The following is a 10,625-nucleotide window of genomic DNA, read 5'->3' as shown; positions in this document are numbered from 1 at the left end:
GAGGGGCCGGCACCCGGCAGCAGAGACGACATCCGAGGGGCACTCATGGAAGCCGTGATCCTGATTCTGGGGTTGCTCTTTTTCGCCTTCGTCGCCCTGGGCGTGTACGCGACCGTCAAGGTCGTAGGAGCGGCGAAACGGGGTGTGGACCGCACGATCACCCAGGCTCGCCGCGCCGTCGAGGACACCGCGCTACGGGCGAAGAGCTACGGCCAGCCGGGCGTGGTCGGAGAGCTGGCGCAGCTGCGGCTCGCACTGCGCACGTCCATGCGGGCGACGCAGGAGGCCCTGCTGGCGGGAGCTGTCGAGGATGCCTCGCTCTCGGAGTCGTTGGGCCTGTTCCGGCGGCTGAGTGTGCACGGGCATCAGCTGGACGACGAGCTGAAGAGGCTGGAACGCGAGCCCGACAGAGCGACGGTCGCCTCGCTGCTGCCGGGCCTGAAGCAGCGCACGGAGCGGATCACACAATCTGCGGACGCGCTGAGGTGGGCCGCGCGGGACCGGGCGCGGCGGTTCACCGACGACGATCTGGACACGCTGAACGCGCAGATCGATGTGGAGGCCGAGGCGCTGCGACACTGGACACAGGAGCCGCAGGAGCCGGTGCGGGGCCAGGAACAGTGGCAGGGGCGGCCATCGAGCGACCGGCAAGGGCCGGGAACGGGACGTGGTGCAGCCGACGACACGGCGCCGGTGATCACGGCCCGGGACGCGCGAGGGCAGACCGAATATCCCTGGCAGAAGGTGGCTCGGCCCGAGACGACCAACTGAGACGTCCGATGACCAGCGGTGACAGGATGCGGTCCGAAGTGACCAGGAGCGATCGTTCGGTCGGGGTCGGAATGCCGGACTGCGGACTCGCGAGGTAACCTCCCGCTCATGTCCCGCCATGTCGCGATCGTCACCGATTCCACGGCCTACCTGCCACCCGAGGCGATCGAGCGGCACGGCATCATCACGGTGCCTCTGACCGTCGTCCTCGGCGATCAGGCTCTGGAGGACGGTACCGAGATCTCTGCCCGCTCGCTGGCGGCGGCACTCCAGAAGCGTCGCCCCGTGACGACCTCCCGGCCCAGCCCGGAAGTCTTCGCCGCCGCGTACCGGGCGGCGGCCGCGGCGGGAGCCACCGGCATTGTCTCCCTACACCTTTCGGCCGAGATCTCGGGCACGTACGACGCGGCTCTGCTCGCGGCGAAGAGCGCACCGGTTCCGGTGCGGGTGGTGGACACCAGCATGATCGCCATGGCGCTCGGATTCTGCGCCCTGGCTGCGGCGGAGACGGTGGAGACGAACGGGAGCCTGGACGAAGCCGTGGCAGCCGCGCAGAAGCGGGCGGCCGGCACCTGTGCGTACTTCTACGTCGACACACTGGACTATCTGCGCCGCGGCGGGCGCATCGGTGCCGCGCAGGCTCTGCTGGGCTCGGCACTCGCCGTGAAGCCGCTGCTCCAGCTGGACGGTGGGCGGATCGAACCGCTGGAGAAGGTGCGGACCGCCTCGAAGGCCATCGCGCGTCTGGAGGAGATCGTCGTGGAACGGTCGGGTCAGGGCCGGGTGGACATCGCGGTGCATCACCTGGCGGCACCCGAGCGGGCCGAGCGACTCGCCGAGCGGCTCCGTGAGCGGGTCCCGGGGCTGGTGGATCTGCATGTCAGTGAGGTGGGTGCGGTGATCGGTGCACACACCGGACCAGGTCTGTTGGGGGCAGTGGTCTCGCCGCGCTGAAGCCGGTTCGCCGACTCGTCCCCGGGATCCTGGAACGTGGGTCCTGGAACGTGCTTCTCGGGCTCCGAACCGCGGATTCCGTCGACCGGGCCATGCGCGGGTCCCGTTCGGCGCGCTCGGGTGGTCCGTTCTCATGCACCATCACCCCTGGGGGTGATCGGGATATCCACAACTGCCCGGTTGTCCACCGGAATTCGGCCTGCTCAGCGGGTTCGGGCGGATGTCCCTACCGTCGTGAGGCATGGCTCCCCGATCACATCGTGCAACCAGCGGCAGCGGCCCCGGACGGCCTCGCGCCTCGGACGGCCGTACCCGTAGCGGTACCGGCCTCGGACCGGGGCGGAGACGGTCGTCGCGCGGGCGTGCGGGCATTGTGGCGGCGGCATCGCGCCGTCGGGCGGATGCCCTCATGTGCGGTGCGCTCTGCGAACAGGCCGAGCGCCCCGCGTCGCGGGTGCCCGGGACTTCGGGCTCGGTTCCGTTCCCGCCTTCGACGTCACATGCCGCGACGGCTGCGAAGACTGTGGGTGTGGGTGTGGGTGTGGGTGTGGGTGTGGGTGTGGGCGCGGGTGCGGCCGGGTCCGCAGCTCCGGCACCGTCTTCGACCCGGCCCCAGGACCGGGGCCGGACTCGGATCACCGACCCGGTCTCCTCCTCCACTTCCTCCTCTTCCCCGGCTCTACCCCCGACCCAGCCCCCGGCCGCGGCTCCGGGTTCGGTTCCGGTGGCCGGTTTCGGGCCACCGGGGCGGTGGGAGAGGCTCGTGCCGGCGCTGCGGGAACGGATTCCGCTGTGGCTTCAGCTCCGCTGTGGTCTGGAGCTGAAGACCCTTGCCGCACTGGCCGTTGTCCTGATCGCCGCCGCGGCCTTCGCGGCAGCGCATTTTCTGTCCGCGCGCCCTCATCCGGTACATGTTTCCGACCCGGTCGACGAGGCCGCGCACGCCCGGACACCGGTCCCGGTGCCGGATGGTGCCGCAGTGCCGGAGCCGTCACCGGGGCCGCCGCCCGCGACGGGGCCCGGTGGGCACATCGTCGTCGACGTGAGCGGAAAGGTGCGAAGGCCAGGCATCCATCAACTCCCCTCGGGCGCAAGGGTCGCCGACGCGTTGCGTGCCGCAGGCGGCGCCCGGCGCGGAGTCGACCTCACCGGACTCAACCGGGCGCGGGTGCTCATGGACGGGGAGCAGATCGTGGTGGGCGCTCCACCCGGCCCTCCTGATGTCGGCGGTACGGGAGGAAACGCCGGCGGCAGCGGCGATCCCACGACCGGACCGGTCAGTCTCAACCGGGCGACCGTCGAACAACTCGACACCCTTCCCGGTGTCGGCCCGGTTCTGGCCCGACACATCATCGACTACCGCACCCAGCACGGCGGTTTCCGTTCCGTCGACGAACTCCGTGAGGTCAATGGGATCGGTGACCGCCGGTTCGCCGATCTCCAGCCGCTGGTGGGCCCATGAATCGCCGGGACGCTCCGACGCCATCGGGCCGACGGCCGGGCGCCATTGACCCACGGCAGGAGGGTCCGGCCGACCTCCGGCTGGTCCCACCGGCCATGGCGGCCTGGGCCGCAGCGGCGTCGACACCGAGCATGCCGGGACGGTGGACGACGGTGAGTGTGGTGCTGTGCGTCGGCGCAGCGATGGTGCTCCTGGCGGTCTCGGGTGTATCGGCGTCCCCTGCGCTGCGCAGGCCGTGGGCCCGGGCCGGCCCGGGAGCGGCCGAGGGCGGATGCGCGGTGAGCGGGAACCGGTGGCGGCCGCACACCACCACCGCCGCAACCGCGCTGCTCTGTGCGGCGGCCGGGGCCGTGTCGGCCGCACTGCACGGCGCGGACGTACGACAGGGCCTGGTCCATGAAGCGGCCCAACGGTTCGAGAGAGTCGAGGCGGAGGTGACGGTGACGTCCGACGCGCGGCAGACCCGGCCACGGGTACGGGGCGACCACAGCATGCCCGCCTCGCTCCTCATCGACGCCGAGGTCACACGGCTGGTCGGGCCCGACGGCGCGATGGTCCGGCTGCGTACACCCGTGCTGCTGATCATTTCGCCCGGCGGACCGATGGCTCCCTGGCAGCAGTTGCTTCCTTCCACACACCTGCTCCTCCGCGGCCGACTGGCACCACCGTTGCACGACGGGGAGCGCCAGGCCGCCGTGATGCGGGTCGAGGGCAAGGGGCCGCCCCGCATCATCGGCCCCCCTTCCCTTCCCCAGCGCACAGCGGGTGCCCTGCGCGCCGGACTGCGGCAGGCGACCGAGCGGCTGAACCCCGATGCGCGGGCGCTTCTGCCGGGCCTGGTGATCGGAGACACCTCACGGATCACGCCCGAACTGCACGACGCCTTCCGGATGACCGACCTCACCCATCTGATGGCGGTCTCCGGCGCCAACCTGGCGATCCTGCTCGTCCTGCTGATCGGACCGCCTGGCAGGGCCTCACGTGCCGAACGCCGCGGTGCGGCAGCGCGGTTGGGGATTTCGTTGCGGATGACGGCGTTGCTCGGCGGCGGGCTCACACTCGCTTTCGTCATCGTCTGCCGGCCCGAGCCGAGTGTGCTGCGGGCCGCGGCCTGCGGACTGGTCACCCTGCTCGCCATCGCCACAGGACGCCGCAGATCACTGATTCCCGCGCTGGCCGCCGCCGCGCTGCTGCTGGTCTTGTACGACCCGTGGATGGCGCGCAGTTACGGCTTCCTGCTCTCCGTCCTGGCCACCGGCGCCCTGCTGACCATCGCCCCGGGGTGGAGCGACGCCCTGCAACGGCGTCGGATCCCACCCCGGCTCGCCGAGGCGCTGGCCGCGGCCGCCGCGGCGCAGGCGGTGTGCGCACCGGTTGTCGTGCTGCTCGCCTCCCGGGTCAGCCTGGTGGCGATCCCGTGCAATCTGCTGGCCGAGTTCGCGGTGGCGCCGGCCACGATCCTCGGTTTCGCCGCGCTCGCCCTGGCACCGGTGGCCATGCCAGTGGCGAAACTCCTCGCCCGGGTCGCCGACTGGCCGACGGCATGGATCGCCTCGGTGGCCCGCACCGGGGCGGACCTGCCCGGAGCGCAGACCGACTGGCCCAGTGGCGGGAAGGGTGCGCTGCTGCTCGCAGCCTCGACGGTGCTGGCGGTGCTGTTCGTCCGTCGTGCCGTGCGCCACCCCTGGATCTGTTCGGCTGTGGCGCTCCTGCTGATCCTCGTGGTGCTCCGCCCGGTGCCGCTCACCAGGGTGCTGACCGGATGGCCCCCGCCCCACTGGGCGTTCGCCATGTGCGACGTGGGACAGGGCGACGCCCTGGTGCTGGCCGCCGGGGACGGTGCGGCGGTGGTCGTCGACACCGGTCCCGATCCCCGGCTCGCCGACCGGTGCTTGCGGGACCTGGGCATCACCGAGGTGCCGCTGCTGGTCCTCACGCACTTCCACGCGGACCACGTACGAGGCCTGCCCGGGGCGCTGCGGGGCAGATCGGTGGGGGCGATCCAGACGACGAGCCTGGACGAACCACCGGACCAGGTCGCGTTCGTCCGGAGAACGGCTGCCGGGGCGGGCGTCCCCCTGGTGCGGGCCATCGCGGGTGAACACCGCCGGATCGGGCCGCTGGACTGGCGCATCCTCTGGCCGGCGGGCGGTGCGGGGGTGCCTGCCGGGGCGGGCGGGGCATCGGCGGTGCCCCGGGCGGGCGGTGCGGGGGCGATTCCCTGGGCGGGCCCCGTACCGCAGGACCCGAATGATGCCAGCGTCACCCTGTACGTCCGGACCGGCGGTCTGACCGTGTTACTCCTGGGCGACCTCGAACCTCCGGCCCAGCAGGGGCTGTTGCGCGGGTATCCGGCGCTGCCGCGGGTGGACGTCCTGAAGGTCGCCCATCATGGCTCCGCTCACCAGGACCCCGCGCTCCTGCGCAGTGTCCACCCGAGACTCGCCCTGGTGAGCGTGGGCCGGGACAATCCCTACGGGCACCCGGCCGCCCGCACCGTCGACGCCCTCAGAGCCGGGGGAGCTGTCGTGCTGCGCACGGACACCGACGGCGCGATCGCCGTGACGGGCGCCGGACCGGGGCTGAGGGCGGTGGGCCGGTCATGAACCCTGTCCGTGCGAGAGACGGGTGCGTCCGCCGCTGTGACGCCGTGTGCCGTAGAGCCGTCCGGGACCGGGCGGGGGAGCCTGCCCCGTACCCGGACCGGTGGCACGCTTCAAGGAGTTTCGAGCCAGCCGTCGTACTCCTCGGCGAATGCGTCGAGTTCCGAGGGAGCGAGCCGCCCCGAGGGATCCTCCACCACCACCAGCCACTGGGCGTCCTCGGCGTCGTCCTCGCCCGCCAGGGCATCGCGTACGAGCTGGGGCTCCTCGGTGATCCCGAAACGGGCGCCGAGTTCCTCGGCCACCTCCTCCGCGGCATCGCGGTCGGGCAGCACCAGCACATGTCTCACGTCGCTCACGCGCTCATTCTTTCGTACCGGGCTACCGGGCCTCGGCGGGGCCGAAGCGAAGCGGCTCTTGTGCCGGCGGGGTGCGGCAGCAACCGCTCCCGCCGCATCCTGCGACCCGCAGGCCGGGGCCCACACGGTGCTTCCGGGCCGGCGGCAGGGATCCCCGTCGACTCCTTGCGGTGGCCCTCCGGGCTCCGGGCTCCGGCCCCGCGCGAGGTGGCTCCCGTGCCGGGCGGACAGGGAGCCCAGCGGGCTGTCGGTGACGCGTGGGATGCTGGACGGCGATGGCCACCAGAAGGAATTCCACCGACGATCCGCTCGCCCCCCTCACGCTCGCCGTGGGCCAGGAGGACCTGCTCCTCGACCGCGCCGTGCAACAGGTGGTGGCGGCAGCCCGCGCTTCCGACCCCGACACGGACGTCCGCGACCTCACCTCCGACCAGCTCCAGCCCGGCACTCTCGCGGAGCTGACGAGCCCGTCGCTCTTCGCCGAGCGCAAGGTGCTGATCGTGCGCAACGCCCAGGACCTCTCCGCCGACACGGTCAAGGACGTCAAGGCGTACCTGGGCGATCCGCTCGAGGAGATCATTCTCGTGCTGCTGCACGCCGGTGGTGCCAAGGGCAAGGGACTGCTGGACGCGGCGCGCAAGGCCGGGGCGCGGGAGGTCGCCTGTCCCAGGACGACCAAGCCGGCCGAGCGGCTCTCGTTCGTACGGTCGGAGTTCCGGACGCTGGGGCGCTCGGCGACCCCCGAGGCGTGCCAGGCGCTGGTCGACTCCATCGGCAGTGATCTGCGGGAGCTGGCGAGTGCGGTCTCGCAGCTCGTCGCGGATGTCGAGGGCACGATCGACGAGGCGGTCGTCGCCCGTTACTACACGGGCCGCGCGGAGGCGTCGAGCTTCACGGTCGCCGACCGTGCAGTGGAGGGGCGGGCCGCCGAGGCGCTGGAGGCGTTGCGCTGGTCGCTGGCGACCGGAGTCGCGCCCGTGCTGATCACCAGTGCGCTGGCGCAGGGCGTACGGGCGATCGGGAAGCTGTCCTCGGCGCGGGGCGGGCGGCCCGCCGACCTCGCCCGCGAGCTGGGCATGCCGCCGTGGAAGATCGACCGGGTGCGCCAGCAGATGCGTGGCTGGACGCCGGACGGGGTGGCCGTGGCGCTGCGGGCGGTCGCGGACGCGGACGCGGGCGTCAAGGGCGGTGGCGACGATCCGGAGTACGCGTTGGAGAAAGCGGTGGTCGCGGTGGCACGGGCGGCGCGGTCGGGCCGGTCCGGGCGGTAGAGGGCCTGCGCGGTAGCAGGTCCGGCGGTAGAGCGCCTGCGCGGTAGTAGGCCCAAGCGGCAGAAGGTCCGGGCAGCAAGGGGCCCGGGCAGGAGAAGGACAGAGGCGGAGGACGGCAGCGCGGACGAGGCTGCCGGAGCACCCGAGCCGGAGTACCCGAGCCGGGGCACCGGGTCCTCGATCCCATCACCCTTGCCCCGCTCTCGATCCCCATCGGCTCGCCCCACCCTCGGCCCCATCGGCCCGGGCCGGCCCTGACCCGCACTGCCGCCCGAGCCGCGTGCAGCACAGGCACGGGTACGGGTACGGGAACGCCGAAGGCCCCGGCCTCGCTCCGGGGAGAGCGAGGCCGGGGCCTTCGGTTCACGCGTGATGCGCCGCACCCGCGTGGCGAACGCAGGTTCGGTGTGCGGCGCGGGGGCCGGGCAGGGGCGGGAGAGAGGGCCCGCGGGTCCGTTCCGGCGGTTACATCAGAGGAGCTCAGCCCTGGAGGGAGGCAACCTTGGAAGCCAGCGCCGACTTCTTGTTGGCGGCGGCGTTCTTGTGGATGACACCCTTCGAGACGGCCTTGTCGAGCGCGCGGGAGGCGTCGCGAGCGGCCGTGGTGGCCTTCTCGACGTCACCGGCGGCGGCAGCCTCACGGGCCTTGCGGATAGCGGTCTTGAGCGAGGACTTGACGGCCTTGTTGCGCAGGCGCGCCTTCTCGTTCGTCTTGTTCCGCTTGATCTGGGACTTGATGTTCGCCACGAAAGAGCCTTTTCAGGTTCGATGGATCTCCGAAGTGCGCCCGGCGGCCCAAGAGAGTCGCGAGGCACAGCTGTCAACGGTACCAGCCCCCCTCCGACCGGCCCAAACCGGTCGCTGCCCCGCAAGCGTGGGACGATGGAGGCTACGTATTGATCCGACCGAACCGACATCGACCCGAGACACGGCGTTCGGCGTCTCAAGAATCAGGACCCTGCGTGCCCGCGACTCCTATCCACGTGCCCGAGCCGAGCCGTACCGACCCGGCGCTGATCCGCAACTTCTGCATCATTGCGCACATCGACCACGGCAAGTCGACCCTTGCCGACCGGATGCTCCAGCTGACCGGTGTGGTCGACCAGCGGCAGATGCGCGCCCAGTACCTCGACCGGATGGACATCGAGCGCGAGCGCGGCATCACCATCAAGTCCCAGGCAGTGCGTCTGCCCTGGGCGCCCACCACGGGCGAGGACCAGGGGCGCACCCATGTCCTCAACATGATCGACACCCCGGGCCACGTGGACTTCACCTACGAGGTCTCACGCTCGCTCGCCGCCTGCGAGGGCACGATCCTGCTGGTCGACGCCGCGCAGGGCATCGAGGCCCAGACACTGGCCAACCTCTACCTGGCGATGGAGAACGACCTCACCATCGTCCCGGTGCTCAACAAGATCGACCTGCCGGCCGCGCAGCCCGAGAAGTTCTCCGAGGAGCTGGCCAACCTCATCGGCTGCCAGCCGGAGGACGTGCTCAGGGTCTCCGCGAAGACCGGTGTCGGCGTGGACGCGCTGCTCGACCGGGTGGTCAAGGACGTCCCGGCCCCGGTCGGCAAGGCCGACGCCCCCGCCCGCGCGATGATCTTCGACTCGGTCTACGACTCGTACCGGGGCGTCGTCACGTACGTCCGTGTCGTCGACGGCCAGCTCAACAAGCGCGAGCGCATCAGGATGATGTCCACCGGCGCCACCCACGAGCTGCTGGAGATCGGGGTCTCCTCCCCGGAGATGACCCCGGCCGACGGCCTCGGTGTGGGCGAGGTGGGTTACCTCATCACCGGTGTGAAGGACGTCCGGCAGTCCAAGGTCGGTGACACCATCACCTCCCTGAACAAGGGCGCCACGGAGCCGCTCGGCGGCTACAAGGACCCCAAGCCGATGGTGTTCTCGGGTCTGTACCCCCTGGACGGATCCGACTACCCGGACCTGCGCGAGGCGCTCGACAAGCTCCAGCTCAACGACGCCGCCCTGGTGTACGAGCCGGAGACGTCCGCCGCTCTCGGCTTCGGCTTCCGTGTCGGCTTCCTCGGCCTGCTCCACCTCGACGTGATCCGTGAGCGGCTGGAGCGTGAGTTCGGTCTCGATCTGATCGCCACCGCCCCCAACGTGGTCTACCGCGTGGACATGGAGGACGGCAGCGAACACGTCGTCACCAACCCGAGCGAATTCCCCGAGGGCAAGATCGACCAGGTGTACGAGCCCGTCGTGCGCGCCACGATCCTCGCACCCAGCGAGTTCATCGGCGCGATCATGGAGCTCTGCCAGAACCGGCGCGGCACGCTGCTCGGTATGGACTACCTCTCCGAGGACCGGGTCGAGATCCGCTACACCCTGCCGCTCGCCGAGATCGTCTTCGACTTCTTCGACCAGCTGAAGTCCAAGACCCGGGGATACGCCTCCCTCGACTACGAGCCCACCGGCGAGCAGAGCGCCCAGCTCGTCAAGGTCGACATCCTGCTGCACGGCGACAAGGTCGACGCGTTCTCCGCGGTCACCCACAAGGACAAGGCGTACGCCTACGGTGTGCGGCTCGTCGCCAAGCTGCGGGAGCTGATCCCGCGGCAGAGCTTCGAGGTGCCGATCCAGGCCGCCATCGGCTCCCGGGTCATCGCCCGTGAGACCGTCCGCGCCATCCGCAAGGACGTCCTCGCCAAGTGCTACGGCGGTGACATCTCCCGTAAGCGGAAGCTGCTGGAGAAGCAGAAGGAAGGCAAGAAGCGGATGAAGATGGTCGGCAATGTGGAGGTGCCGCAGGAGGCCTTCATCGCCGTGCTGTCGACGGACGAGTCGGGCGGGGACGGCAAGGCCAAGAAGTAGCTTCCGCCGCACGGCCGGGAAGGGGCTGCCGGTGCGGGGCGCGGGCTTCCGCCCCTCGACTCCGCGTCCCGCCCGGGTCGGCGCCATGGACCCCTGTACCGCAGTGATGCGCGGCACAGGGGTCCGTTTGTTATGAAGCGGCGGCCCGCTGCCCCTTACGCGGGGGACGCGGGCGCTCTACCCTGATCACGACCTCGTGGTTACTCGCCAGTTAAACAAGTGGGACGAAGACCACCGCTGCAGGACGAGTGAACAGGACGAGCGAACAGCACGAGCGAACAGGACGAGCGCCCAGGACAGGCACGCAGGACCACGCGCACGCACGAGCGCGGGAGACACACCCGTAGGAACACGCAGTAGTCAGCAGC

General features: G+C 71.0%; 8 protein-coding genes. 6 read left to right on the top strand and 2 right to left on the bottom strand.

From position 1 onward, the window contains the following. Window positions 1–45 precede the first annotated feature (45 nt). The 4 genes from AB0L71_RS19380 to AB0L71_RS19365 all read left to right on the top strand — a co-directional run bounded on the left by AB0L71_RS19380 (window position 46) and on the right by AB0L71_RS19365 (window position 5,793). Window positions 46–771, top strand: a complete 726-nt coding sequence (locus tag AB0L71_RS19380; protein ID WP_365244119.1) for a hypothetical protein — start codon at window positions 46–48, stop codon at window positions 769–771. 108 nt (window positions 772–879) lie between these two features. Next, window positions 880–1,725 (top strand): DegV family protein, encoded by an 846-nt coding sequence (locus tag AB0L71_RS19375; protein WP_365244117.1) that lies wholly within the window; start codon window positions 880–882, stop codon window positions 1,723–1,725. A gap of 763 nt (window positions 1,726–2,488) precedes the next feature. Then, window positions 2,489–3,187: a ComEA family DNA-binding protein gene (locus AB0L71_RS19370; protein ID WP_365244115.1), complete on the top strand. Its 699-nt coding sequence runs from the start codon at window positions 2,489–2,491 to the stop codon at window positions 3,185–3,187. Continuing rightward, entirely contained in the window at window positions 3,184–5,793 is a 2,610-nt protein-coding gene (locus AB0L71_RS19365; protein ID WP_365244113.1) for a ComEC/Rec2 family competence protein, read from the top strand. Before AB0L71_RS19370 ends, AB0L71_RS19365 begins: the two co-directional genes overlap by 4 nt. Window positions 5,794–5,903: 110 nt before the next feature. Here the strand turns inward: AB0L71_RS19365 and AB0L71_RS19360 are convergent, their stop codons facing one another. Then, the gene (locus tag AB0L71_RS19360; protein ID WP_365244111.1) at window positions 5,904–6,149 is read right to left on the bottom strand and encodes a hypothetical protein; all 246 of its coding nucleotides are present in this window, start codon (window positions 6,147–6,149) and stop codon (window positions 5,904–5,906) included. Between the two features lie 275 nt (window positions 6,150–6,424). Here AB0L71_RS19360 and holA point away from each other — a divergent pair, with 275 nt between their 5' ends. Continuing rightward, window positions 6,425–7,420, top strand: coding sequence for a DNA polymerase III subunit delta (holA, locus tag AB0L71_RS19355; RefSeq protein ID WP_365244109.1), 996 nt, complete (start codon window positions 6,425–6,427; stop codon window positions 7,418–7,420). 480 nt (window positions 7,421–7,900) lie between these two features. Here the strand turns inward: holA and rpsT are convergent, their stop codons facing one another. Then, window positions 7,901–8,167 carry a 30S ribosomal protein S20 gene (rpsT, locus tag AB0L71_RS19350; RefSeq protein WP_124717766.1) on the bottom strand — a complete coding sequence of 89 codons (267 nt, stop codon included), beginning with the start codon at window positions 8,165–8,167 and terminating at the stop codon, window positions 7,901–7,903. A gap of 215 nt (window positions 8,168–8,382) precedes the next feature. Here rpsT and lepA point away from each other — a divergent pair, with 215 nt between their 5' ends. Continuing rightward, window positions 8,383–10,257: a translation elongation factor 4 gene (lepA, locus tag AB0L71_RS19345; RefSeq protein WP_365244106.1), complete on the top strand. Its 1,875-nt coding sequence runs from the start codon at window positions 8,383–8,385 to the stop codon at window positions 10,255–10,257. Window positions 10,258–10,625: the final 368 nt, after the last annotated feature.

The sequence above is a fragment of the Streptomyces sp. NPDC052052 genome (genome assembly GCF_040680455.1).
GTDB lineage: Bacteria > Actinomycetota > Actinomycetes > Streptomycetales > Streptomycetaceae > Streptomyces.
Note: the sequence above shows the minus strand (reverse complement) of the source record. Positions and strands in the feature narration are given on the sequence as shown.